This is a genomic window from Caulobacter sp. BK020, from assembly GCF_004342605.1.
In the GTDB taxonomy this organism is placed as follows: Bacteria; Pseudomonadota; Alphaproteobacteria; order Caulobacterales; family Caulobacteraceae; genus Caulobacter.
This window is the reverse complement of record NZ_SLZL01000024.1, coordinates 33194-58485: the sequence shown is the minus strand read 5'-3', so window position 1 is coordinate 58485 and position 25292 is coordinate 33194. Positions and strand designations below refer to the sequence as shown.

The window sequence follows — 25292 nt, the reverse complement described above, 5'->3', positions numbered from 1 at the left end:
CTGCGCATCGACACCACCAAGCTCGACCCCGTCCAGGCCGCACAGCGCATCGTCGCATGGCTCGAAGGCGAGATCGATTACGAGATCTGAGGCGGCCAGGACCCAGGAGAGCGACATGCCCGCGCGATCGGTGCTGAACGGACCCGACCAGTTGGCCATCGAGGCAGACGCCGTGCGGCTGTTCACGCACCCCGCGGTCCAGGCGGCTGTCGAAGCCAAGCGAGCGGCGTTCGAGGCCCACCCGCTGGCGCAGACGCCGGCCGGTCGGACGACCCTGCCGCTGAACCTGGAGGAAATGGCTTTCAGCGCCGTAGTGTCGGTGGTGGCCATGGACGTAGGCCGTTCGACGCCCTTCTGGACGCTGAACCTGCCGCACGAGCGCGATGGCTTGCGCATTCCCGGAACGCGGCACGGCGTGGACAATCCTGATAACGTCTATCGTGTCATCGCCGTGGACGACGTCAGCTCCTTCCGCATCGACGGCCAAATCAACGACCGTCCCGGCGCCGATGTCAGCTTCACCCTGTTCAACGCCTATCCAGGGTCCGGCGTCGACAGCGAGTCCCAGGGCGTGCTGGTCCTGGATCAGCTGGACAGGGACGCTGATGGCCGGTTCAGCTTCACGGTCGGCCCTGACGCGGCGGGCGATCGCGCCAACCATCTCCAGGCCTGGCCCGGCGCCGCCCGCCTGATCTTCGTGCGGGACTCCCTGCAGGACTGGGGAGCGGAAACGCCGGTCTCCCTGGGCGTCACCCGCACCGCCGGGCCTGAGGTGGCGACGCGGAATGAGGACCAACTGGTCGCCGAGGCGCTCGAAGCCGTCGGCGCGTCCATCGACTATTGGCTCCGCCTGATGCCCCAGTGGTTCGCCGCCCCGTTCAACGACATCGCCAAGGGCCGGGCCAAGAACTTCTCCTATACGCAGCAGGCCACCAGCGAGGCTCGCTTTCGCCTGGCGCCCGACGAGGCCCTGGTCGTCACCATCGATCCCTGCGGCGCGCGGTACCTGGGCGTCCAGCTGGCCGATCCCTGGGGCGCCTCGATCGACTATGGCGCTCACACCAGCAGCCTGAACCAGCACCAGGCCCACCGCTCGGCCGACGGGACGATCACCTATGTCGTCTCGCTGTCCGACCCGGGCGTCCACAACTGGCTGGATCCCGCGGGGCTGGAGCAGGGGGCGATGCTGCATCGCTGGCAGGGCCTGCCCGACGGCGGGTTCGACTCCGAGCGCTCGGTGCGCGCGTCACGCGTCGTGAAGCTGAACGCCCTGGCGAGCGCCCTGCCAGCCGACATGCGCTGGGTCACGCCGGCGGAACGCCGCCAACACTTGTCGCATCGCGCCGCCGGCTTGGCGCGGCGTCTGGACTGACAACAGGAGGACACCATGGCGTCTGACATCCATTTCGATCCGTTCGACGACGACGCGCTGGCCGATCCCGGTGCGACCTATGGCGCCTTGCGCGCCGCCTGTCCCTTCCATCACCAACCGGCCCAGGCGGGTCGTCCCGACTACTACGTCCTCAGCGATCACGCCGAGATCAAGACCGACATCCTGCAGGGCAATCCGATCTGGTCGTTCCGGTTCGGCAACGCGATGAAGGACTCGATCAGCGACGTCGGCTTCAAGACCGACGGCGACTTCCACGCCGCTTTCCGCATGGTGGTGCAGCGCGGCCTGACCCCGCCGATGGTCAAGGCCTGGCGCCCGAAGATCGAGGCCATTGTCGATGAGCTGGTCGACGCGATGCTGGCCATCCCCGAGGGCCAGGGCGACTTCTACAGCCTGTTCGCCCTGCCGCTGCCGGCCCGTATGATGTGCCGGATGCTGGGCGCGCCGGAAGCCGACTACCAGAACTACAAGCGCTGGAGCGACACGCTGCAGTTCCTGACCTTCGAGGATCCCGAGCCCGGCTCCTACGAGGTGGTGCTGCGGGAGATCTATCCACACTTCACGATGTTGATCGAGCAGCGCAAGGCCATGCTGGTCGAGGCGGGTATCGAGGAGCCGGACCTGTCGCATCTGGGCACGGTGCTGCCGGACGACTTCATGTCGCGCGCCCTGGTCTCGCGGGTCGAGGGCCGGCGCCTGACGCACGAGGAAATGCTGAACATCTGCCTGGCCTTCCTGACCGGCGGCCAGGAGACGACGACCAACCTGATCGGCCACCTGCTGCGGCGGCTGCTGGAGGCGCCCGAGCGCTGGGAGCAGCTGAAGGCCGATCCGTCGCTGATCGACAACGCCGTGGAAGAGTCGCTGCGCTTCGATCCGCCGGTGCTGGCGCACTTTCGCACCAGCCTCTCCGAAACCCAGATGCACGGCCACGACGTCCCCGAGCGGGCCAAGCTGATGTTCTCGATCTGCGGAGCCAATCGCGACCCGGCGGTGTTCGAGGCTCCCGACGAGTTCCGGATCGATCGGCCGTTGCCGGAGGCGCGCCAGCACCTGTCGTTCGGCTCGGGCGTCCACCTCTGCCTCGGCGCGCCGGTCGCCCGGCTGGAGGCGCGGATCGCGCTGGAGCGGCTGATCGAGCGCCTGCCCAACCTGCGCCTGCTGGGCGTCGGCGGCCGGGTGCGGACGTGGATGTACTGGGGCCATACCGGCCTCGACGTGGCCTGGAGCTGACCGGATGCTGAAGTCCACGCCCCTGCCGCCGGACAGCGTCCTGACGGCGCGCGCCCGGGCCTTGGCCTACCCTGAGCACACGGCCGCGGGGCTAGCCGCCCTAAGCCGCGCGATCCCGTTGGCGGAGGCGCTGGCCATAACCCCGGAGGCTCTGAAGGCCGAGGCGATCCGCAGGGCCGGCGGACCCGTCGATTTCGGGTCCGCGCCGCTGGACGAACCGCTCGCGGTTCTGTGCCGGTCGCTGAACGACGAGATCCAGTTCCACGCCCTGGGCCGGCTGCAGCTGTTCAACCAGCTTGCGGGCCTCCTAACCCTGCGGTTGCGGTTCGAGGACCTTTGGCGGCGCCATCCGGAAATCCTGGATCAGCCGGTCGAACGCCCGATCATCGTCATCGGCCTGCCTCGCAGCGGAACGACCATCCTGCACCGCCTGCTGTCGCGGGATCCGGCCAAGCGCTCGTCGCCGTTCTGGGAGCAGGTCGCCCCGCTGCCGGACGGCGATCCGACGGCGCCGCAGCCTGACCCCGACCCGCGCCTGGTCCGCATGCGTCAGTCCCTGGACATGCTGGACACGGTCGTGCCCGATCTGAAGCTGATGCACGAACTGACGGCCGACCAGCCGGACGAGGACATCAGCCTGCTGATCTTCGCTTTCGCCTCGCTGCAGTTCGAATGGAGCTACAGGGTTCCCAGCTATAGCCGCTGGCACCAGGCCTTCGACCATACCGAAGGCTACCGCTATTTCCGCCGGGTGCTGCAAACCCTGCAGTGGCTGCGCGGCGGAGAGCGCTGGGTGCTGAAGGCGCCGCAGCATCTGGAACAGCTCGGACCGCTGCTTACCGTCTTTCCGGACGCCATCCTGGTGCAGACCCATCGCGATCCCGTGCCGGCCGTCATCTCCCTGGCCAGCCTGACCACCTATGGCGGACGACGTTACTACGACCACCCCAATCCCCACGCGGTCGGAGCCGACATGGCCTCGATCGTCGAGCGTCTGCTCCGCAAGGGCGTGGAGGACCGGCCGAAGGATGAAGGACGCTTCGTCGACATCCAGTTCACGGACCTGATCGCCGATCCCCTGGGCTGCGTGCGACGCATTTATGCGGTCGCCGGGGATGTGCTGAGCCCCGAGGCCGAGACCGCGATGCAAGCCTGGATCGACGATAATCGCCAGGGCAAGCACGGCGGCCACGACTACGCCGCCGAGGACTTCGGTCTCGACGTCGGCGACCTGCGCCGCCGCCTGGGTTTCTACCAGGACCGCTTTTCCATTCCCGTCGATCGCCGGTTCGCGGGCTGAGGAAGTATCGATGACCTCGCCGATCGATCCCGCCCTGTCGCCCGACGAAATCGCCGCCATCGCCGAGGAGGCCTATGTCTACGCCTTCCCGATGATGATCGCCTATGGCTTCTTCCATCGTCAGACCATGGGCCCCGACACGCCCGAGAAGCAGGCGATCGGACGGTTCACCCACTTCCGGACCCTGGGCAGCCCGACGTTCAACAACGTCATTCCCTGGATCAACACCGACACGCTGTACTCGGCCGCCTGGCTGGATCTGCGGCGGGAGCCCGTGGTGCTGAAGGTTCCGCAGTTTGAAGGGCATCGGTTCCAGAACGTGCAGGCCGCCGACTGGTACACGATGAACTTCTTCACCCGCGGCACGCTGGACGTGGGCAACGCGGCGCGGACCTATCTGCTGACCGGGCCGGACTGGCGTGGTCCTTCGCCGCCCGGTGTCGACGAGGTGGTGACGGCCGACAGCTGGATCATCAAGCTCTTCACCCGGATCATCGTCGAGGGGCCTGGCGACGAGGCCGCCATCCATGCGCTGCAGGACCGATACGCCCTGATCCCGCTCAGCCAGTTCCTGGGTCTGACCCAGCCGCCCGCGCCGCCGGCGGTCGAGTTTCCGGCCCCGCCCGCCTCCGGCCTTCGGGGGCGAGGGTTCTTCGAGCAGCCGTCGCCCGAGTTCATCGCAACCTTCAACCACCTGATGACCCAGGCGGCCGTCCATCCCGACGAGGCGGCGCTGTTCGAGCGTTTCGCCGGCCTCGGCGTGGCGCCCGGCGCGGATTTCGACGCCTCGGCGCTGACGACCGAGCAAGCGGCGGCGATCCAGGCCGGGATCGACGCCGGGCGGGCCAGGATCGAGCATCGGCTGGCCAACCTGGACACGCCGGTCAACGGCTGGGTCTATCCCCTGGACCTGCGCGGCGGTCGCGACCGTCTGACGGGCTCGTCCGACGCCTATCTGGCCCGGGCGGTCGCGGCGCGCTACGCCATTTGGGGGCCGGGGGCTTCGGAGGTGGTCTACATGGTCGCCGAGGTCGACGCCGCCGGCGCGCCGCTGGACGGGGCGGCCGCGGCCTACGAGATGACCTTCGACGCGGCGCCGCCGGTCGACGGCTTCTGGTCCTATACGGTCTATGACGCGGCGACGCGGCTGCTCGTTCCGCATCCGTCGGGGCGCTACAAGCGCGGGGACCGCGACGCCGACATCCGCCGCAACGCCGACGGCGGCTTCACCCTATTGCTCCAGAACGCGCCGCCTCCAGCTGATCGCCTGGGCGACTGGCTGCCTGTCCCGACGGGACCGTTCCAGGTGGTCGGGCGGCTGTACGGGCCCCACGCGACGGTGCTGGACAAGTCCTATTCTCCGCCGCCGCTGGTGGTCCGGCCGCTCCGAACCTAGGCTGGATAGGCCGTCGATTCCACCAGGTCGACATGCAGGTCGTAGTCGGCCAGGCGCGCGTGGATCGCATCGCGGATGTACTTGCGCCCGTCGGCGCCCAGCGCCAGGTGAACGGGCGGCTTGTCCATCGACGCCAGAGTCAGGACCACCGCCGCGCCACGGGCCGGATCATTGGGGGCGGGGACCGTGGGACGCTCCATCGACTCCCGCATGCGCGCCGTCATCGCCGCATAGTCGGGCAGGGGGGCCTGCGCCCACGCCATGCTGCCCGCGCCGAAATTGGTGCGGAAACCACCCGGCTCGACCACCGTCACCCGGATCCCGAACGGTGCGAGCTCCTTGGCCAGGGCCTGACTCAGGCCCGCGACGGCGAACTTGGAGGCGCAGTAGAGCCCCATGCCGGGAAAGCCTCGGGCCCCGGCCACGGACCCGATGTTGATGATGGAGCCGCCGCCACGCGCCTTCAGGTGCGGGATCGCGGCCTTCACGACCCTGAACACGCCGAAGAAATTGGTGTCCATCTCCCGGGCGGCCTCGGCTTCGGTCAGCTCCTCGACCGCCCCGACCAGGCCATAGCCCGCATTGTTGACAACCACGTCAAGCCCGCCAGCGAGGGCCGCCGCCGCATCGACGGCGGGACCGACCGCCTGGGCGTCGGTGACGTCCAGGGCCAAGGCATGGGCGCGTCGCGGAGCCAGGGCTTCGAACGCGGCGAACTGGTCGGGCTTGCGCAGCGTGCCGACGACCACATGGCCGGCCGAGAGGGCCGCTTCGGCGATCGCCCGCCCGAGCCCGCTGGACACGCCGGTAATAAGCCATGCCTTGGGAGAAACCATCGAAAGCCTCGTTGGCGGCGCCTGGACAGCGTCCGCCTCAGCCTTTCCCGACGTGCTGGCCGCGTCCAGTCGTCGCGCTCGCCAAGCTAGGCATATCGCTGACGCGATCAGGACATGGGGTCGCATAGGCAAGGCGAGCGCCGGGGATAAGGTGGATAGTCGAGAGCCCGCCAAAAGAGAACGGGCCTCGCTCGCCGGACAAGCGGCGGCCAGGGATCGAAACGCAGAAGGGGAGCCCGATGGGCATTCGAGGGAATTGGCGTGTGTTAGCCTGCGCGACAACCGCCTTGTGCGGAGCGCCGGCCATTGCCTTGGCGCAGGACGCGCCGACCGCGCCCGCCCAGACGGCGCCGGCCGCGCAAACCGTGACCACCGTCGACGACATCATCGTCACGGCCCGGCGACGGGAGGAACGCCTCCAGGACGTGCCCTTGGCCGTCACCGCCGTTCCGCCCCAGGCCCTGGAACGCGCCAATATCACCAACGTGTCGGGCCTCAGGACCCAGGCTCCGGCCCTGATCATCGTCCCGGGCGCCGGCGCCAACAAGAGCACCCCGACCTTCGCCATCCGCGGCCAGAGCCAGCAGGAGCTGACGATCCTGGCCGACCCGTCGGTCTCGCTCTATATCGGCGACATCGTCGCCCCGCGCTCGCAAGGCGCCAACGGCGGCCTGTTCGACCTGGCTTCGGTCCAGGTGCTCAAGGGGCCGCAGGGCACCCTGTTCGGGCGCAACTCGACAGGCGGCATCGTTCAACTGATCCCGAACGCGCCAACCCACGAAGCCGGCGGCTCGGTCGGCGTCACGGTCGGCAACTTCGGAACCCTGAACACCGAGGCGGTCGTCAACATGCCGCTAGGCGATAAGCTGGCCGCCCGCCTGGCTGTGGTCAGCAACAAGGACGACGGCTACCTGTATGACGTCCTGCTGGGCCGCAACGTAAACTTCACCGACAATCAGGCGCTGAGGTTCTCGCTGAAGTGGGACCCCAATGACGCGCTGACCAACACCCTGGTGGTCGACGCCTACCACTCCAACGAGGGCGGCGCCGGCTCCTATGTCCGCGCCATCAATCCGAACGGGGTCTTCAATTCCGCGCCGGTCCGGACCCCGCGCAACTATCCGACGCTGCAGCAGATGCTGGCCGACCAGCAGGCGCGCGGCACGCTCAAGACCGCCAGCGGCACGCCGTCCTTCTCCAAGGTGGAAACCGTCACCGTCGCCAACTCGACGGTCTACGACCTTGGTGACCACATCTCGGTCAAGAACATCCTCGGCTACCGTGACGTCAAATCGCACAGCTACGAAGACACCGACGGCCTGCCGATCCCGCTGCTGGAGATCGAGCGGATCTTCGATCAGCATCAGTTCTCCGACGAGTTCCAGGTCCTCGGCCAGACCGGCAACCTGAACTGGATCGCCGGGGCTTACTATTTCCGTGAGAAGGGTTCCGACCAGGGCGCCAGCGTCACCGGCGCGGTCGACTTCGGCGACGTGCAGCCCACCAGCGTTTTCGCCTATCCGGGCTGGGCCAACACTTGGATCAAGGCCAAGAACACCAGCTACGCGGTCTTCGCCCAAGGCACCTACGCCTTCCCGAGCGTTGAGGGACTGTCGCTGACCGCCGGCGTCCGTGGCAACTGGGACAAGCGCGAGGCCGACATCCTGAGCCGGACGGCGACGGCCTGCCGCTTCACCATCGACGCCGACCACAACCCGGCCACCGCCGAAACCCGACCGGCCCTGGCCGATTGCGACCTGCCGCTGGCGGTCAAGTACAGCGAGCCGACCTATAACGTCAGCCTCGACTACAAGTTTGGCGACAACAAGCTGGTCTATGTCGCCCACCGCCACGGCTACCGCACCGGCGGCTTCGGCGCCCGCGCCTCGACGGAGGCGGGCCTGCGCCGAACCTTCGAGCCCGAGATCGTCGATGACGTCGAAGTCGGCGTAAAGGCCGACTGGCGCTTCAATGGCGCCTTCCTGCGCACCAACCTGGCCCTCTACAGCAGCCAGTACAAGGACATCCAGCGGCTGTTGCAGGACAACACCGTGATCCCGATCACGACGGTGACCGCCAACGCCCAGAAGGCCCAGGTCCAGGGCGGGGAGTTCGAGTTCCTGTTCCGGCCGGTCCAGTCGGTCGAGCTGTCGGGCTTCTGGGCTTACGCCGACGGGAAGTTCAAGGAGTTCATCGATCCTAATGGCGTGGACCTTTCGGCCACGGCCTTCTCGCGCACGCCCAAGAATGTCTACAGCCTGTCGGCCCGCTTCACGCCGACGATCCCGGACAAGATCGGCAGCGAGCTGTCGTTCGGGGCCAGCTATTTCCACAGCGACGGCTTCGTCGACAATGACGGCGCCGCGCCGACCCAAGTCACCTACGGCTACGAACTGGTCAATCTGACGGCCGAGCTCCGCAATGTGGGCGGGACGAACGCCTCGATCGGCCTCTACGTCAACAATGCCCTGAACGAAAAGTACGACTTCGCCATGCTCGACGTCTTCTCCTCGCTGGGCTTCAGCGCCCGGACCCCGGGCGACCCGCGGACCTACGGCGTGCGGCTGAAGTACGAGTTCTAAGATGCTGAAGGGCCTGGAGGATCACCTCCAGGCCCTAGCTGCCTCGGCAAAGAAAGGGCGGAGATCGATACGATCTCCGCCCTTTTTCTTGTCTGTGCGAGGCGCCTAAGACGGTTCAGCGCGACGCCTTGTCCGGGCGGTAGTCCTGCGGCAGGCCCAGGATCCGTTCAGCCACGGTGTTGAGCAGCATCTCGTCGGTGCCGCCGGCGATGCGCAGGGTCGGCTGGTCCATCCACGACATGGCGAAGTCGGTCTTGGGGCGGAGATGGGCGGCTGCGTCGAACCGTAGTCCGTCGGCGCCCATCAGGTCCAGCGCACAGATCGCGACCTCGCGTCGGCCCCGCGCGCCGACGAGCTTGTGGATCGAGCCCTCGGGGCCGGGTTCGCGGCCCGCGGCCAGTTCCAGCACCGACTTTTCGTGGATGGCCGACAGGGCCTGCTGCGTCGCGAACGCGCGGGCGATGACGCTGCGCACGCGACCGTCCTGGCTGGCCGGCCGACCGTTCAGCTGGGTTTCCTGGGCCAAAGCGACCAGGGCGTCCAACGGCGGTCCGAAGCCGGTCTCGTCGGCGGCGGCCGTATAGCGCTCGATCATCAGGGTCTCGACCGCCAGGCGGAAGCCTGCCCCGACCTCACCCAGGCGCCAGGCGTCCGGGATGCGGACGTCGTCGAAGAAGACCTCGTTGAACTCCTCGGCGCCGTGCAACTGACGGATCGGCCGGACCGTGACGCCCGGCGCCTTCAGGTCCACGAAGAAATAGGTCAGGCCGCGATGCTTGGGAGCGTCGGGATCGGAGCGGGCGACGATCACCCCGTAGTCCGAGTACTGGGCAAAGGTCGTCCAGACCTTCTGGCCGGACAGGATCCAGTCGCCGCCGTCCCGAACGGCGCGGGTGCGCACCGCGGCCAGGTCCGAGCCCGTCGAGGGTTCGGAAAACAGCTGCGACCACATCTGCTCGCCGCGCAGGGCCGGCGGCACGAAGCGGGCCTTCTGCTCGGGCGTGGCGTAGCGCAGCACCATCGGGATCGGCATCGACAGGCTGATGACGAAATAGGCCGAGGGAAAGCCGCGCGCGGCTTCCTCTTCGACGAACAGCACCTGCTCGATTTGGCTGAGACCCGCGCCGCCATATTCGACGGGGAAGGTCAGCCCCGCGAACCCGGCCGCCGCCTTGGTCGCCTGCCAGCGACGAGCGAGCGCAACGTCGTCGTCCAGGGACAGACCCAGGCGCGCGGCCTGGCCGAACTCGGCGACATGCGGATCCATGAAGGCGACGACGCGGGCGCGAAACGCTTCCAGCTCGGGCGAGAGGGCGCTCATGCGGTCAGGTCCCTGGCGTGATGGGCGACCAAGCGTTCGGCCACGACGTCCTCCCAGCGCCCGGCGGCGCACAGCTCGAGGGCCAAGGCCCGGCTTCGGCGATAGTAGAGGTGCAGGTCGTGCTCCCAGGTGACGCCGATCGCGCCGTGAGTCTGGATCGCCTCGCGCGCCGCCAGTTCGCTGGCCTCGATGGCGCAGAGCCGCGCCGCCCCCGCCCGGATCACCAAGTCGTCGGCATTGTCGCGCAAGGCCAGGACGGCGCTCAGGGCCGTGCCGCGCGCCAGTTCGGTGGCGACATAGATCTCGGCGACCCGGTGCTTGATCGCCTGGAACTTGCCGATCGGCTGACCGAAGGCCTGGCGCTCGTTGGCGAAGGCGCGGGCCCGCTCCAGGCAGGCCTCGGCGACGCCCAACTGCTCGAAGGCGACGACCACGGCCACGCCGGCCAGCAGGTCCAGCGCGGCTTTCCGGGCGTCCGCCGTGGTCAGGATCGAGGCCGGGGCGCCTTCGAAGGCCAGATCGGCGTAGCCCCGGCTGTTGTCGAAGGTCTGGACCGGGGCGCGGCGAGTCCGAGCGTCGAGCTCGGCCAGGACCATGACGTCGGTCTCCGTCGCCACGTCATGGGCCAGCGTGACCAGCAAGCCAGCCTGCAGGCCGGCCGCTACGGGACCAAGCGCACCATGCAGAGCGCCGTCACGCAGCTGTGGCGTCGCGTCGGCGTCGAGAGCCGCCGACAAATGGACCGCGCCGATGGTCTCGCCCGCGGCCAAGCCCGGCAGAAGCCTGGCCCGAACCTCAGGCGTTGCATGCCGACGCAGGGCCTCGCTGGCGCCGAAGCTGGTCGAGAGGAACGGCGCGCCGGCGACGAAGCGGCCGGCGACCTGGGCGGTCAGGCAAAGCTCGACAGGGCCCAGGTCCAGGCCGCCGTACTCCTCGGCGATGGTGATCGCCGTCCAGCCCATATCGCGGCAGGCCGTCCAGAAGACCTGGTCATGGCTTCCGGTCCGCTCCAGCAGGTCACGCAGCCGGTCGGGCGAAAAATTGTCGGCCAGCAGGCGTTCGGCCTCCCGGACGATCTGGCGCTGGTCGTCGTCGAGCAGGAAGGCCATGGACTGTGATCCTACAGGCCTTGGGCGATCAGGGCCGGGGCGTCCTTCCAGCCCTTGCCCTCGGCGACCAGGCGTTCCAGGAGCTTGGAGGGGCCCCATCGGGTCTGGCCGTTCTCGGCGCCGAGGGTCCGCGCGGTCTCCAGCACCTTGTCCAGGCCGATCTGCTCGCCCCAGAACATCGGGCCGCCGGTATGGATCGGGAAGCCGTAGCCATTGACCCAGGCCACGTCGATGTCGCTGGCGCGGATCGCGATCCCTTCCTCCAGCTCCTTGGCGCCCTCGTTGACCAGGGGATGGAATAGGCGCGCCAGGATCTCTTCATCGGTGAAGGTGCGCTGCTCGATCCCTTGGCGCTGGGCCTCGGCGATGATGATCGCGATGGCCTCGGGGTCAGGCAGGCGGTCGCGGCCCTCGTAGCGGTAGAAACCTGAACCCGACCGCTGGCCGATGCGGCCCGCCTCGACCATCCGCTCGACCAGTTCGGGCATCCGCTCGTCGGAGGGCAGGGTCTTCTTGCGCACGGCGCGGACGTTGACCGCCTGGGCCATGCCGGCCAGGTCGCGCATGGCCAGCGGCCCCATGGCCATGCCGAAGGCCTCGGCCACGCGGTCGATCTGCTCCGGCGTCGCCCCGCGCTCCAGCATGTATTCGGCGTTGACCGTGTAGTACTGCAGCATGCGGTTGCCGATGAAGCCGTCGCAGTTGCCGGCCAGCACCGGAGCCTTGCCGATCTGTTTGCCCAGCGCCATGACCGTGGCGATCGTTTCCGCGCTGGTCTTAGAACCGCGCACGGCTTCCAGTAGCTTCATCACATTGGCCGGGCTGAAGAAGTGGGCTCCGATCACCTTGTCGGGCCGATTGGTGGCCGAGGCGATCTGGTCGATGTCCAGTGACGAGGTGTTGGTGCCCAGGATCGCGTGCGGCGGGGTGGCTTTGTCCAGCAGGGCGAAGATCTCCTGCTTCAGCGCCATGTCCTCGAAGACCGCCTCGATGGCCATGTCCACGTCGCCCAGGTCGTCATAGCCGCCGATCGGCTGGATGCGGCCCAGCCGATCGTCCATCTGGGCCTGGGTGATCGAGCCACGCGACAGCGAAGTCTCGTAGGTCTTGCGCACCGTCGCCATGCCGCGCTCCAGCGCCTCGGTGTTGACGTCCAGGAGCTTGACCGCGATGCCGGCGTTGGCGAACGACATGGCGATGCCGCCCCCCATCAGGCCCGAGCCGATCACCACGACCTTGCGGACGGGCAGGGGCTTCACCTCGGCCGGAACGTCGGGGATCTTGCGGGCCTCGCGCTCGGCAAAGAAGTAGTGGATCAGGGCCTTGCGCTGGTCGCTGGCCATCAGCTCGGCGAAGGCCTGGTTCTCGTAGGCCTTGGCCTCGTCGAAGCCCCGGTTCGTCGCCGCCTCGATCACGTCGACGATGCGGGCGGGGGCGATCTGGCCGCGCCACTTCTTGCGGTTCTTGGCCCGGAAGTCCTCGAAGACCTTGGGATCGACGCCGCTGACCTTGTCGTTGCGGTCGCGCACTGGGGGCGGCGCGCCTTCGGTCGCCAGCTTCAGGGCGTAGGCGACGGAACCGGCCCGCAGGTCGTCGACGATGGCGTCGAGAATGCCCAGCCGCTCGGCCTCGCCGGCGCCGATGTGGCGACCGGTGGCGACGGCCTCCAGGGCGACCTCCACCCCAGTCAGGCGGGGCAGGCGGATCGTGCCACCGGCGCCGGGCAGCAGGCCCAGCTTGACCTCCGGCAGGCCGACCTTGGCCGAGGCGACGGCGACCCGGGCATGGGCCGTCAACGCCAGTTCCAGCCCGCCGCCCAGGGCCGTGCCATGGATGGCGGCGACGATCGGCTTGGGGCTGGCCTCGAACTGGGCTTGCAGGGTCTGCAGCCGGGGCTCGGCCGCGCTGTTGGGGGTGCCGAACTCGCTGATGTCGGCGCCGGCGATGAAGGTCGAGCCGCCGCCGATGACCACGATGGCCTTGACGCCATCGTCGGCCAGAGCGCGCGCCACGCCTTCGCCCAGTCCCGTGCGGACGGCTAGGCTCAGGGCGTTGACGGGCGGGTAGGCGACGGTGAGGACCGCGACCTCATTCTCGACGGCGTATTCGACGGCGGACATGGAAACTCCCGAAGCTGACGTCCTGTCTTACGCGCGGCGGGAAGGCCGCCTCAACCAAACCCGTCCGTCTGGAGGCTCTGATCGCGCTTACGATGCCGCGGGGATCGGACGCCGCCGCTAGGCCAGGGACTGGCCGTCATCGGCCGCGAAGACGCCGCCGGTGATGGCGCTGGAGGCGTCGGAGCCGAGGAAGCTGACCAGCCCGTCCAGGTGGTCGGGGGTCATGACCCGGCGGCGCGGGAAGGTCTTGATCAGCTTTTGCCCGCCTTCGCCCGCCAGCCATTCGGCGTTGAGCTCGGTGACGATCCAGCCGGGGCAGATGGTGTTGACGTTGATCCCGTAGCGGGCCCACTCCCTGGCTAGGCCCTTGCCCAGCATGGCCACGCCAGCCTTGGAGGCGGAATAGGCGGTCAGGCCCGCCAAGGGACGCAGCGAGCCCACCGAGCCCAGCAGGATGATCCGGCCCCGGGAGGCGTCCGGCGAGGCGATCAGCCGGCGCGCGCCTTCCCGCGCCGTCAGGTAGACACCCTGGACATTGATCCGCAAAAGCTGGCCCAGGTCGTCGGCCGGCAGTTCGGTGGCGGGGCCCTGGGCGTTGACCCCGGCGTTGGCGATGACGATGTCGGGCGTCCCGAACGTGGCTTCGGCGCGATCGTAGGCCGCCTTGATCGAGGCTTCGTCCTCCACGTCCATCTCGACCGGTTCGACCTGGCCGCCGTCAGCGCGGATCGCTTCGGCCAGGGCTTCCAGGCGGTCGAGGCGGCGGGCGCCGGCGACCACCTTCACGCCTTGCGCCGCCAGCATCCGTGCGAACCGTGCCCCGAGGCCCGAGGAGGCGCCGGTCACCAGGGCGATGCGGCCGGTCAGGTCGAGGGCAGAGCTCATGGGAATCTCCTGTTTCGCCAAGGCGATAGCGGTCCGCCTTGCACCCGGCGACCCGGGCGCCGAAGGCATCGGATGGGCGATGCCGTCGGAGGCGGCCGGCGATCAGTAGAGGCTGGCCAGAAGCTCCTTCTCGAACGGGATACGCTCGTCCAGTCGGCCCTCGCGGACCTTGTCGGTCCAGTCAGGGTCGGCCAGCAAGGCGCGACCGACGGCGATCAGGTCGAACTCCCCAGCAGCCATCAGCGCCTCGACCCGCTCGACGCCATCGAGCCCCGCATCGGCGAAGCTGACGGTCGCGCTGTTGATCTGGCCCGGCGCGGTCTTTGCGGTCGAGGCCACGCCGGCCAGGCCGACACTGCCGACGGCGATCACCGGCTTGCCCGTGATCTCACGGGTCCAGCCGGCCAGGGTCTTTTCCGAGAAGTCGCGGAAGCCGACCTCCCAGAAGCGCCGGGTCGAGGCATGGAAGATCGTCACTCCGGCGTCGGACAGCGGCCCGAGCAGTGTCTCCAGTTCCTGCGGCGTCTGGGCCAGGCGGGCGCGATAATCCTGCTGCTTGAACTGCGACCAGCGGAACGACAACGGGAAGTCCGGACCCACCTTGCGCCGGATCGCCTTGACGACCTCGATCCCGAACCGGGCGCGGGCCGCCAGGGTGGGGCCGCCCCAGGGATCGTTTCGGCGATTGGTCTCGTGCCAGAAGAAGGTGTCGATCAGATAGCCATGGGCGGCGTGCAGCTCGACGCCGTCGAAGCCGAGCGCCTGGGCGTTGGCCGCCGCCACCGCATAGGCGTCGATGACGTCGGCGATGTCGGTCTCGCTCATCGGCTTGGTCAGGTGGGTGGTGTTCTCGAAGGCGTTGAGGTTCTCGGAGGGGCCGAAGCCCGGAACGTCGCGATCGGGCGCCATGCCGATCTCGCGGAAGCTGCCGGTGTGCCACAGCTGCGGCATGATCTTGCCGCCCTCGGCGTGCACGGCCTCGACCACGCGCTTCCAGCCGGCCAGCGACGCCTCGCCATAGAACCGCGGCACGTTCTCGTAGCTGTGCGCCGAGGGGTGGCCGATATAGGTGGCCTCGGTGACGATCAGGCCCACGCCGCCGCGGGCCCGGCGGGTGTAGTATTGGACCACATCGTCGTGCGGGATCTCGTCGGGGCAGAAGTAGCGCGACATCGGCGCCATCACGACCCGGTTCTTCAGCGTCAGCGGGCCAACGACGAGCGGCTGGAACAGCGGGCTTTGGTCATCGCCGGAACCGTCCGTCATCTCGTCTTCCTCGGCCGCGCCTTCGAGGCGGATCGTGACGTCCAGAGCCCGCGGTCGCCACCCGGCCGGAGCGATTATCGCATGGCCGATCAACCGCGCTGCTGGCTTCAGACAGGGGGCGGGGGCACTATATAGCTCTGCGACAACGCCGCATCAGACGGCGCGCCCGCGGGCCTTAGGGAACACCGAGCATGCTCGACGACGCCTCCGATCCTTCCGATGCGATGACTCTCAATCCTTCGGGAAACAGCGTCGCCTACCAGCGGGAGAACGTCGCCAAGTGGAGCGACCGGCCCTTCCTGGACGCCGTGGAAACCGCCTCTCGCGCCGAGATCGAGGCCTTGCAGGAAAAGAAGCTGCTGGAGCAGCTGGCCTGGGTGGCGGAGCGATCGGCGGTCGTGCGCGAGGTGTGGAGCGCCGCCGGGGTTGACCCGCTGAGCATCACGTCGCTGGAGGACTTCAAGGCTCGCGCGCCGTTCATGGACAAGGACACGCTCCGGGACTTCCGCGACCGCCACGACGATCCGTTCGGCGGCGTGCTTTGCGTCGATCGGGCCGAGATTCACAACATTGGGTCAAGCTCGGGCACGACCGGGGATCCGACCCTGTTCGCCGAACGCTGGAACCGGCCTTATGAGGGGCCCTTCACGCCGCGGGAGTACTGGCACTTGGGCCTGCGCCCCGGCGACTATGTGCTGGAGCTGAGCACGGTCCTGCGCGGCGTGGCCCATCGCATCACCCGGGCGGCCGGGGCCATTCCGCTGATGCTCAACCACGATCCCAACGAGGTCGAGCAGGCGGTCGAGTGGATCCTGAAGTATCGGCCGACCATCTTCTTCATGTTGTCCTCGCCCGTGATCTACGGCCTGGAGCGGCTGGAGCGGGAAAAGGGGATCGACATGGTCGACCTGTTTTCCAGCTTCAAGGCCTGCATCTACGGCGGCGAGCCGATCGGGCCGCGCATGCAGCGCACCATGGACCGCTGGGGCGTCAAGGTGTTCGAATTCTCCAGCCTGGGAGACTCCGGCACGATCTGGGAATGCCAGGCCAAGGACGGGTTCCACGCCTGGGAGGACATCGCCATCGTCGAGGTTCTCGAACCCGGCAGTGATCGCCATGTCGCCGACGGGGAGGGCGGCGAACTGGTCGTTACAGCCATCCATAACAAGACCGACCCGCTGATCCGCTACCGATCCGGCGACTTCGTCCGCTACACCAAGGCGCCCTGCGCCTGCGGCCGCGAGCATGTGCGCCTGTGGCTGGCCGGCCGACTCGGCGACGAGGTGATCGTCGACGGCGTCTCGATCCTGCCGCGCGACATCTGGACGGCGGTCGAGGAGGTGCCGGAAACCGCCGCCGCCCTGTTCCAGATCATCCGGCCGCAGCGCGAACTCACCGAACTGAAGCTCCGCGTCGGCTACGACGGCGAGCCGGACCTGGATGACGTCGCCCGTCGGGTGGCCGACCAGGTCGAGGGGCGCATCAAGGTTCGCCCGCATGTCGAGCTGATCCCCAACAGTGAACTGATCAAGCTGGGCCCGCCCCACAAGATCCCCCGCGTTGCAAAGGCCTGAGGATGACCGCAGCCGTGCTGGATGCTCCGCCCGTGACCTCGGCCGCCCTGACCTTCGACGCGCCGGACGCGATCTGGGGCGTCGGCAGCGCGCCCGTCGCTGGCGGCCTGGTCCACTATCCGCTCTCGAACCGCGACGTCATGGCCGACGTCGACTGGGCCGAGGGGCAGTTGCGCGCTCTGGGCGTCGAGGCGGGTTCGCTTGTCGACTTGGTGCATAACTACAGCGAGTGCGGTCAGTTCTGGCCCTACTACCTGGCCGGGATGCGGCTGGGCGCGCAGGTGATGAACGGCATGGCCACGCCCTGGGATGTCGGGCGCATCGAGATGTACACCCGGCGCTTCCCCTTGCGCGCCGTGCTCGGCGTCAGCCCGCAGACGGTCGAAGGCATGGCCGTGTTCGGCTTCGATGCGGCCAAGGTGTTCGCCGCCGTGCCGGTGGTTGGCGCGCGGGGTGCGGCCGCCTCGGCGCTGCAGGCGATGAAGCTGCGCCCGCGCCGCATGACGCTCCTTGGTCCGCTGATCCTGATCGCCGGGCCGGACGAGGAGGCCGCGGCCTATGACACAGCGGAATGGATCTTGGAGACCGACGGGGAAGGGCGCATCCTGGTCACGTCGGGCCCCAAGCGCGCCGCCCGCTATGACCGCGTGGACACGGGCTTCCGGGGGCAGGTCGCCGACGGGGGCGTGAAGCTGGAGGCCGGGACATGACCGAGGCCGGCCTGCTGGAGCGGCTGGACCGGATCGAGTCCCACCTGGCGATCCAGCAGCTGGCCGTCCGCTACGCCATGGCCGTCGACCGACGCGACATCGACGAATGGCTGGGCATGTTCGTCGAGGACATCGACTGTGGCCGTCGTGGCAAGGGGCGCGACGCCCTGCGCGGCTTTATAGAGCCGGCCGTCCGCGACTTCTATCGCACCGTCCACACGATCACCGGCCACGCCATCGACCGCATCGATGGCGACGTCGCCGAGGGCCGCGTCTACTGCCGAGCCGAGCACGAGTTCGGCGACCAGTGGATCGTGCAGGCCATCTGCTATTTCGACACCTATGAGCGGCGCGAAGGCGTCTGGTATTTCGCCCGGCGGATCGAGGACTTCTTCTACACCTGCGACGTGATGGAGCGGCCGCAGGAGGCCGACTTCGCCCGCTGGCCAGGGCCAACGCCCAAGCATAGCCCGCCGATGATGCTGCCGCGGTTTCCGACCTGGAGGAGTTTCTGGGGCGACGCGGACGTCTCGGCGATCACGCGTCACCCGGCAGCGAGCTGATCAACCCGCCAGGAAGTCGCGCAGGTCGGGCATGTGCGGCGCATGGGACTGCGCGCCGCCGTCGACGCTGTAGACTTGGCCATTGACGAAGGCGGATTCCGGCGAGGCAAGATAGACCGCCATCCAGCCGATGTCCTCGGGCAGCCCGCCGCGAGGCACGGTGTTCTGGCGCAGCAGGGCCTTTTCCAGCTTGGCGCGGCGCTCGTCGGTGACGGGCTTGGTGGGAATGTAGCCGGGCGAGATGGCGTTGCAGCGCACGCCGTCCGGTCCGTGCTGGGCGGCGACATAGCGGGTCAGGGTCGCCAGGCCGGCCTTGGAGCAGGCATAGGCCGTGTTGCCCAGGTCGCCCAGGAACATCGAGTTCGAGCAGATGTTGATGATCGCGCCGCCGCCCTGGCGCGCCATGTGCGGCACGGCCTCGCGGCACACCAGCATCGGACCGCGCAGGTTGATGGCCATCAGCGTATCCCACAGCTCGACGGTCTGCTTCAGTAGCGGGCCGTCCTGGGTGGCCGACAGGAAGGTGGCGGCGGCGTTGTTGACCACCACGTCGATCCGGCCGAAGGCGGCGATCGTTTCGGCGATCACCGCCTTGACCGAGCCCTCCGAGCCGATGTCGCAAGCCATGGCGACGGCCTCGCCGCCGCCGGCGCGCAGTCGCTCGGCGAGGGCTTCGGCCTTATCCAGCGCAATGTCGGCGATGACCACCCGCGCGCCCTGCGCCACGAACAGCTCGGCTGTCGCCGCGCCGATGCCCGACGCCGCGCCGGTGATGATGGAAACCAGGCCTGCCAGTCGCGTCATGATCTCGATCCCGTCCGATCCCCCGATCTAGGTAGGCGATGGTCTTCGCGCCGTCGCGTGGCGCCAGGCGCTTGATCGCAACAGCGATAGCCTTTGGCGCGGACTCGCTCCCGCCTCGCGCCCGTGGGATTCAAACAGACAGTCCGGTCCGCGGGGAGTTCCATGATCGACCGAAAGCATATCGGCGCCACGACGGAAGAGGTCTCGATCGATGTCGAGCTTAGCCAACTGCGTCTGTTCTGTCAGGCGATCGGCGAGACCAATCCGGTCTTCCTCGACGCCGACGCGGCGCGGGCGGTCGGTCAAGAGCGGATCCCCACCCCGCCGACCTATCCCCAAACCCTGCTGAACCTCAGCCCGTTCAAGAAGAATCTGGTCCTGGACGTGATCGAGGCCGATCTGGCCCGCATGCTGCACGGCGAGCAGGTGTTCGAATATCACCACCCGATCCAGGTCGGCGACACCATCCGCATGCGCCAGACCGTGGCCGACATCTACGACAAGAAGGACGGGGCGCTGGAGTTCATTGTGCTCGAAACGCTGGCGCGCAACCAGGACGACGTCGTGTGCGCCACCCTGAAGAGCGTCGCAGTGATCAGGAACTGAGGCCGGCATGAGCACGCAAGACCTATCGACCCTGAAAGCCGGCGACGCCTTGCCGACCCTGACCACGGGGCCGATCACGCCCCTGACCCTGGCGCTGTTCGCGGGCGGGTCGGGGGACCACAATCCGATCCATGTGGACAAGGCGTTCGCCGTGTCCGCCGGTTTCCCCGACGTCTTCGCCCACGGCATGCTGTCGATGGCCTATCTAGGGCGAGCCCTGACCGATTGGGCCGGGGCGACGGCGGTTCGCCAGTTCGGTGTTCGCTTCGCCGCGATCACGCCGCTGGGCGCTTCGGTCGCCTGTGACGGGATCGTCGAGCAGATCATCGAGCAGGAGGGGGAGCGGCTGGCGAAATTGACGCTGCGGGCGACGGTCGTCGACGGCCCCGTGACCCTGGTCGGCGACGCCTTGGTGCGGATCGGCTGACCCGTGGACCTGAGCTTTTCCCCAGAGGACATCGCGTTTCGGGACCAGGTCCGCGCCTTCGTGGCCCAGAACCTGTCGCCGGATACCCGCCGCAAGGTCGAGCAGGGCAGGGCCCTGGACAAGGCCGATGTGGTCGAGTGGCAGAGAACGTTGAATCGGGTCGGCTGGGCCACGCCCAGCTGGCCGGCGTCGGCCGGCGGTCCGGGATGGAGCGCGGTGCAGCGCTACATCTTCATGGACGAACTCTACGCCGCCTGCGCGCCCGAGCCGCTATCGTTCAACGTCTCGATGATCGGCCCGGTTCTGATCGCCTATGGTAGCGACGCGCAGAAGGCGCGTTTCCTGAAGGCGACGGCCAACCTGGACATCTGGTGGGCCCAGGGGTTCTCCGAGCCTGGAGCGGGATCGGATCTTGCCGCCCTCAGCGCCACTGCGGTGCGCGATGGCGACTACTATGTCGTCAACGGCCAGAAGCTCTGGCAAGGCATGGCGCACCGGGCCGACTGGATGTTCACCCTGGTGCGCACCGATCCGAAGGCGGCCAAGAAGCAGGGCGGCATCAGCTTCCTGCTGATCGACCTGAAGAGCCCGGGCGTCACCATCCGGCCGATCATCACCATCGACGGCCGCCACGAAGTCAACGAGGTGTTCCTGGACGATGTGCGCGTGCCGGTCGGCGACCGGGTGGGCGAGGAGAACCAGGGCTGGACCTACGCCAAGTACCTGCTGTCCAACGAGCGGACCGGCATCGCTCGGATCGGCATGACCCGGCGGATTCTGGCGCGGGTCGCCGACGCCCTGGCCAGCGTCGAGGCGGGCCTGACCGAAGCCGCGCAAGCCCGGCACGCTGTGGAAGCGACCGCGATCGAGGCCGAGCTCCGGGCTCTGGAGATCACCCAGCTTCGGGTCCTGGCGGCGCAGCAGGCCGGGCAGACCGATCCGCGCTCGTCGATCTTGAAGATCAAGGGCGTCGAACTGCGCCAGGCGGCTTCGGAGCTGCTGCTGCGCGTGGTCGGACCGGCCGGCTACGCCTTCGCCTACGAAGGTCAGGGCGAGGCGCCGTCCGAGGCGGCGTCGAACTATTTCACCCTGCGCGCGGCCTCGATCTATGGCGGGGCCAGCGAGGTGCAGAAGAACATCATCGCCTCGAGCGTGCTGGGCTTGTGAGGGCGGGATGAACTTCGATCTTTCCGAAGACCAGGCGATGCTGAAGGACACGGCCGAGCGTCTGTTCGCCCAGGCGGCTGGCGACTCGTCCGGCGACCTGTGGGCCAGGATGGCCGAGCTGGGTCTGTTGGCCGCGCCGTTCGCCGAGGAAGATGGTGGACTTGGCCTCGGGCCCGTGGAGACGATGATCCTGGCCGAGGCGGCGGGGCGAGCCCAGGTTCTGACGCCCTACGCCAGCGTGATCGCCGCCGCAGGCACGGCCTTGCGGCTTGCGACGACCCCGCCCTCGGCACTGATCTCCGGTCTGGCCGGCGGCGAGGTGCGTCTGGCCTGGGCCCATGAGGAGCTGGGCATGCCGAGCGACCAGGCCAGGCGGACGCGGGCGCGATCCACTGGCGACGGCTGGATCGTGACGGGACGCAAGATCAATGTCGCCCATGCCGCCGACGCCGCCCGGCTGGCGGTCACCGTGACGATCGACGGCGGCCAATTGGTGCTGCTGATCCCGTCGGATGCGCGGGGCGTCTCGCGCCGCGACTACCAGCTCTTCGACGGAACGCCGGCCTCGGAGATCAGCTTCTACGAGGTGACGGCGGAGGCGTCGGCGGTCTTGGCCAGCGGCGGCGAAGCCATCGTGCTGATGGAGCGTGTTCGCGAGCACCTTACCGCCTTCCGGGCGGCGGAGGCGGTTGGCTTGATGCAGGCCTTGCTGGACGCCACCCTGGAACACCTGAAGACCCGCCGCCAGTTCGGCGAACCCTTGGCGTCGTTCCAGGCGCTTCGGCACAAGGCGGCAGACATGCTGGTGGCCCTGGAGCAGGCGCGGTCGATGGCGATGCTGGCCGCCTTGTCGGTCGAGGACGCCGACCAGGAGGAACGTCGCAAGACTCTTGCGCAGGTTCGATCCGTGGTCGGAAAATCCTGCAAGCTGGTTGGCCAGACCGCCGTCCAGCTGCATGGCGGTATAGGGGTGACCGAAGAGCATCCGGTCGGACGGGGCTTCCGCCAGCTGACGCTGATCGACCTGGAGATGGAGCGGGGATGACCGGACCGGTTACGCCCTCGTCATCGCTCGAAGGCCAGCTGGTCCTGGTCATCGAACTAGGGTTGCCGGTGATGGCCGGGATCACCGAGGGGCTTGAGGACGTCGGCGCGGAGGTCGTCACGCTGCACGATCCACGGCTAGCGGACGCTCAGGAAGAGGTCGAGGCCGCCTTGGCGACCGTCCTGGGACCGGACCTCGCGCCGGTGCTAGTCGTCCTCAGCCTGCTGGGCGAGGCCACGGCGACGCTGAAGCCGCTGGACGAAACTGACCTCGTGACCTGGCGTCGCGCGGCGTCCGACCCTATCCGGATCGCGATGCGCGTCCTGACCGCCTTGGGTCGGCGGATGAAGCCGGCGGGACGCGGTGCGATCCTGTTCCTGGCGCCATCCTTGTCGCTGGTTGGCGGCCCGGGCATGGTGGCCTTGAGCACCGCGCTGGAAGGCCAGCGCGGCCTGATGAAATCGGTCGCCCGGCAATGGGGCGCGAGCGGCGTGACCCTGAACTGGGCGGCGGCGGCGCCGCGCGCCCTGTCCTCGCATTTCGACGCCGCCGAACTGGCGGCCAAGGGCGACGCCGTGCCGATCGCGCTTGGCCGACGACCGGACGCGCGCGCCGAGATCGCGGGCCTGGCCGCTTGGCTGGCCAGTCCGGCCGGCGGCGGCGTGACGGGGGCGACCCTGATGATCGACGGCGGTGAGTGGATGGTCCCATGACGGGCATGGACTGGACCTCGGCGGCGGGCCTGCTGACTGGCCGCGTCGCCATCGTCACCGGCGCCAGCGGCGGCGTCGGCCGGGGATTGGCCCGCGCCCTGGCGCTGGCCGGCGCCCGGGTCGTCGTGGCGGCGCGCGGTCCGGCCGGCGGCCAGGAGACGGTCGCCCAGATCCAAGCTGAAGGCGGACAAGGTCTTTTCGTCGCCACCGACGTCTGCGACGCCGAGGCGGTGCGGCGCACGGTCGCGACGACGGTACAGATCTTCGGCGGCCTGGACATCGTCGTGCACAACGCCGCGAGCACTCTCGCGCGTCCCACGCCGCTGGAAGAGATCAACGACGCGCTGTGGGCCGAGCAGGCGGGCGTCTCGCTGGACGCCCTGCATCATCTGGCGCACGCCGCGCTGCCCTATCTGCGGGGCACGGGGCGGGGCCGGTTCCTGGTCCTCTCGTCGGCCCAGGGCCAGCATGGCGGAGCGATGAACCCCGCCTATACAGCCCTGAAGGCGGCGCAGCGCGGGTTCGTCAAGGCGCTGGCCCGCGAATGGGGCCCGCACGACATCGTCGTCAACGCCCTGGCGCCGGCGGCCCTGACCGACGCGGCCAAGGCCTATCTCGAGGCCGACCCCGAACGCACCCGCGAGGCGATGAAGAGCTTTCCGCTGGGCCGGATGGGCGACATGCGCGACGACATCGGACCAGCCGCCGTCGCCATGTGCAGCGACCTGTGGCGCTACGTGACCGGCCAGACCGTCAATGTAGACGGCGGGTATTATACGGCCCTGTAACGCCTTGTGGCCGCTCAGGCCGAGGCGGTGAACTTGACGTCCAGATAGGCCTGCAGCCCCTCGACGCCGCCCTCCTGGCCGTGGCCGGAATCGCGAACGCCGCCGAACGGGGTCTCGGGATTGGAGACGGCCAGGGTGTTCAGCCCGACCATGCCGGCCTTCAGCGCGGCGCCGATGTCGGCGATGCGGCGGGCCGAGGTCGAGAAGGCGTAGGCGGCCAGGCCGTAGGGCAGGCTGTTGGCGCGTCGCACCACCTCGTCGAAGTCGGTGAAGGGCACGATCGGCGCGACGGGGCCGAAGGGCTCCTCGGTCATGACCAGGGCGTCGTCGCCGATCCCCGTCACCACGGTCGGTTCGTAGAACCAGCCCTCGTTGCCGCGACGGGCGCCGCCCGTCTCGATCCGGCCGCCACGGTCGCGGACATCCTGGACGATGGCCTCCATCGCCTGGATCCGGCGGGGATTGGCCAGGGGGCCCATCTGCACGCCGGCCTCCAGGCCGTTCCCCAGTTTCAGGCCCTTGGCCACATCGGTGAAGCGGGCGACGAAGCGGTCATAGGCCGCGTCCTGGACGAAGAAGCGGGTCGGCGAGATGCAGACCTGGCCGGCGTTGCGATACTTCGCCGTCGCGACCAGTTCGGCGGTCGCTTCGACGTCGACATCGTCGAACACCACGACCGGTCCATGGCCGCCCAGCTCCATGGTGGTGCGCTTGAGATCACGAGCGCACAGGGCCATCAGATGCTTGCCGATCGCGGTAGAGCCGGTGAACGATACTTTGCGGATGGCCGGCGAGGCGATCAGGTGGGCCGAGACTTCGGACGGCTTGCCGAAGACAAGGTTCAGCACGCCTGCCGGCAGGCCGGCGTCGGCGAAGGCGCGAGCGATCTCGACCGCCGTGCCGGGCACTTCCTCGGCCGCCTTGAGGACCAGGGTGCAGCCGGCCGCCAGGGCGCCGCCGATCTTGCGGCAGGGCGTCAGGGCCGGGAAGTTCCACGGCGTGAAGGCGGCCACGGGGCCGACGGGTTCCTGGGTCACTGTCATGACCACGCCGGGAACCCTGCTGGGGACCACCCGGCCATAGGTGCGGCGGCCTTCCTCGGCGTACCACTCGATGACGTCGGCGGCGTAGGCGATCTCGCCGCGCGACTCGGCGACAGGTTTGCCCTGTTCCAGGGTCATCACCGTGGCGATGGCCTCGATGCGCGTCCGAATGAGGTCGGCCGCTCGGCGCAGCACCTTGGCGCGTTCGCTGGCGGTAGTCGCCGACCAGGTCGGAAAGGCTCGCGCGGCCGCGTCCAGGGCCGCGTCCAGGTCGGCTGCCGAGGCGTGCGGCAGGTCGGCGATCGGCCGCGCCGTGGCGGGATCAAACACGGGCTCGGTTGTCCGGCCTTCGCCCGACAGGAACCGGCCGTCGATGAACAGTTCGAGCGCGGTGTAGGTGGTCATGGAAAT

General features: G+C 68.6%; 22 protein-coding genes. 14 read left to right on the top strand and 8 right to left on the bottom strand.

Annotation, left to right across the window (positions count from 1 at the left end; all coding sequences use genetic code 11):
* Positions 1-115: 115 nt before the first annotated feature.
* Genes EV278_RS21455 through EV278_RS21440 form a run of 4 tightly spaced genes read left to right on the top strand, consistent with a single transcriptional unit; the run spans position 116 to position 5322 of the window.
* Positions 116-1372 (top strand): hypothetical protein, encoded by a 1257-nt coding sequence (locus EV278_RS21455; protein ID WP_132095880.1) that lies wholly within the window; start codon positions 116-118, stop codon positions 1370-1372.
* A gap of 15 nt (positions 1373-1387) precedes the next feature.
* Complete coding sequence (locus EV278_RS21450) at positions 1388-2626, top strand: cytochrome P450 (RefSeq protein ID WP_132095878.1); 1239 nt, start codon at positions 1388-1390, stop codon at positions 2624-2626.
* 4 nt (positions 2627-2630) lie between these two features.
* Entirely contained in the window at positions 2631-3926 is a 1296-nt protein-coding gene (locus EV278_RS21445; protein WP_132095876.1) for a sulfotransferase, read from the top strand.
* 10 nt (positions 3927-3936) lie between these two features.
* Complete coding sequence (locus EV278_RS21440; RefSeq protein ID WP_132095874.1) at positions 3937-5322, top strand: DUF1254 domain-containing protein; 1386 nt, start codon at positions 3937-3939, stop codon at positions 5320-5322.
* Here EV278_RS21440 and EV278_RS21435 read toward each other — a convergent pair.
* On the bottom strand, positions 5319-6158 hold the full coding sequence (locus EV278_RS21435) for an oxidoreductase (RefSeq protein WP_165916737.1): 840 nt from the start codon (positions 6156-6158) through the stop codon (positions 5319-5321). The two genes, EV278_RS21440 and EV278_RS21435, sit on opposite strands and share 4 nt — an antisense overlap.
* A gap of 311 nt (positions 6159-6469) precedes the next feature.
* On the opposite strand from EV278_RS21435, the gene EV278_RS21430 reads away from it, so the two are divergent.
* Positions 6470-8740 (top strand): TonB-dependent receptor plug domain-containing protein, encoded by a 2271-nt coding sequence (locus EV278_RS21430; protein WP_207905542.1) that lies wholly within the window; start codon positions 6470-6472, stop codon positions 8738-8740.
* A 115-nt stretch (positions 8741-8855) separates the two neighbouring features.
* Here the strand turns inward: EV278_RS21430 and EV278_RS21425 are convergent, their stop codons facing one another.
* From EV278_RS21425 to EV278_RS21405, 5 genes are all read right to left on the bottom strand, one after another.
* Complete coding sequence (locus EV278_RS21425) at positions 8856-10061, bottom strand: acyl-CoA dehydrogenase family protein (protein ID WP_132095868.1); 1206 nt, start codon at positions 10059-10061, stop codon at positions 8856-8858.
* The gene (locus tag EV278_RS21420; RefSeq protein WP_165916736.1) at positions 10058-11170 is read right to left on the bottom strand and encodes an acyl-CoA dehydrogenase family protein; all 1113 of its coding nucleotides are present in this window, start codon (positions 11168-11170) and stop codon (positions 10058-10060) included. The genes EV278_RS21425 and EV278_RS21420 overlap by 4 nt, the downstream gene beginning before the upstream one ends.
* 11 nt (positions 11171-11181) lie before the next feature.
* Positions 11182-13290, bottom strand: coding sequence for a 3-hydroxyacyl-CoA dehydrogenase NAD-binding domain-containing protein (locus EV278_RS21415; RefSeq protein ID WP_132095865.1), 2109 nt, complete (start codon positions 13288-13290; stop codon positions 11182-11184).
* A gap of 117 nt (positions 13291-13407) precedes the next feature.
* Complete coding sequence (locus tag EV278_RS21410) at positions 13408-14175, bottom strand: SDR family NAD(P)-dependent oxidoreductase (RefSeq protein ID WP_132095863.1); 768 nt, start codon at positions 14173-14175, stop codon at positions 13408-13410.
* A gap of 102 nt (positions 14176-14277) precedes the next feature.
* Positions 14278-15441: an NADH:flavin oxidoreductase gene (locus EV278_RS21405; RefSeq protein ID WP_132095861.1), complete on the bottom strand. Its 1164-nt coding sequence runs from the start codon at positions 15439-15441 to the stop codon at positions 14278-14280.
* Between the two features lie 191 nt (positions 15442-15632).
* Between EV278_RS21405 and EV278_RS21400 the strand changes: the two genes are divergently transcribed.
* From EV278_RS21400 to EV278_RS21390, 3 genes are read left to right on the top strand one after another with little or no spacing between them, the layout of a single operon-like run.
* Entirely contained in the window at positions 15633-17015 is a 1383-nt protein-coding gene (locus tag EV278_RS21400) for a phenylacetate--CoA ligase family protein (RefSeq protein ID WP_132095859.1), read from the top strand.
* 2 nt (positions 17016-17017) lie between these two features.
* Positions 17018-17725: a hypothetical protein gene (locus EV278_RS21395; RefSeq protein ID WP_132095857.1), complete on the top strand. Its 708-nt coding sequence runs from the start codon at positions 17018-17020 to the stop codon at positions 17723-17725.
* The gene (locus EV278_RS21390; RefSeq protein WP_132095855.1) at positions 17722-18288 is read left to right on the top strand and encodes a nuclear transport factor 2 family protein; all 567 of its coding nucleotides are present in this window, start codon (positions 17722-17724) and stop codon (positions 18286-18288) included. Before EV278_RS21395 ends, EV278_RS21390 begins: the two co-directional genes overlap by 4 nt.
* On the opposite strand, the gene EV278_RS21385 is transcribed toward EV278_RS21390, so the two are convergent.
* Positions 18289-19092: an SDR family oxidoreductase gene (locus tag EV278_RS21385; RefSeq protein WP_132095853.1), complete on the bottom strand. Its 804-nt coding sequence runs from the start codon at positions 19090-19092 to the stop codon at positions 18289-18291.
* A gap of 162 nt (positions 19093-19254) precedes the next feature.
* Here EV278_RS21385 and EV278_RS21380 point away from each other — a divergent pair, with 162 nt between their 5' ends.
* The 6 genes from EV278_RS21380 to EV278_RS21355 are packed head-to-tail and all read left to right on the top strand — an operon-like array spanning position 19255 to position 23838.
* Positions 19255-19698 carry a MaoC family dehydratase N-terminal domain-containing protein gene (locus EV278_RS21380; protein WP_132095851.1) on the top strand — a complete coding sequence of 148 codons (444 nt, stop codon included), beginning with the start codon at positions 19255-19257 and terminating at the stop codon, positions 19696-19698.
* Between the two features lie 7 nt (positions 19699-19705).
* Positions 19706-20125: a MaoC/PaaZ C-terminal domain-containing protein gene (locus EV278_RS21375; RefSeq protein ID WP_132095849.1), complete on the top strand. Its 420-nt coding sequence runs from the start codon at positions 19706-19708 to the stop codon at positions 20123-20125.
* Between the two features lie 3 nt (positions 20126-20128).
* Complete coding sequence (locus EV278_RS21370; RefSeq protein WP_132095848.1) at positions 20129-21292, top strand: acyl-CoA dehydrogenase family protein; 1164 nt, start codon at positions 20129-20131, stop codon at positions 21290-21292.
* A 7-nt stretch (positions 21293-21299) separates the two neighbouring features.
* Entirely contained in the window at positions 21300-22337 is a 1038-nt protein-coding gene (locus EV278_RS21365; protein ID WP_165916735.1) for an acyl-CoA dehydrogenase, read from the top strand.
* Complete coding sequence (locus tag EV278_RS21360) at positions 22334-23050, top strand: SDR family oxidoreductase (protein ID WP_132095844.1); 717 nt, start codon at positions 22334-22336, stop codon at positions 23048-23050. Before EV278_RS21365 ends, EV278_RS21360 begins: the two co-directional genes overlap by 4 nt.
* A complete protein-coding gene (locus EV278_RS21355; protein ID WP_207905541.1) occupies positions 23047-23838 on the top strand; it encodes an SDR family oxidoreductase in 792 nt (263 codons plus the stop codon). Before EV278_RS21360 ends, EV278_RS21355 begins: the two co-directional genes overlap by 4 nt.
* Before the next feature lie 14 nt (positions 23839-23852).
* Here the strand turns inward: EV278_RS21355 and EV278_RS21350 are convergent, their stop codons facing one another.
* Positions 23853-25286, bottom strand: a complete 1434-nt coding sequence (locus EV278_RS21350; protein WP_132095842.1) for an NAD-dependent succinate-semialdehyde dehydrogenase — start codon at positions 25284-25286, stop codon at positions 23853-23855.
* Between the last annotated feature and the right edge of the window lie 6 nt (positions 25287-25292).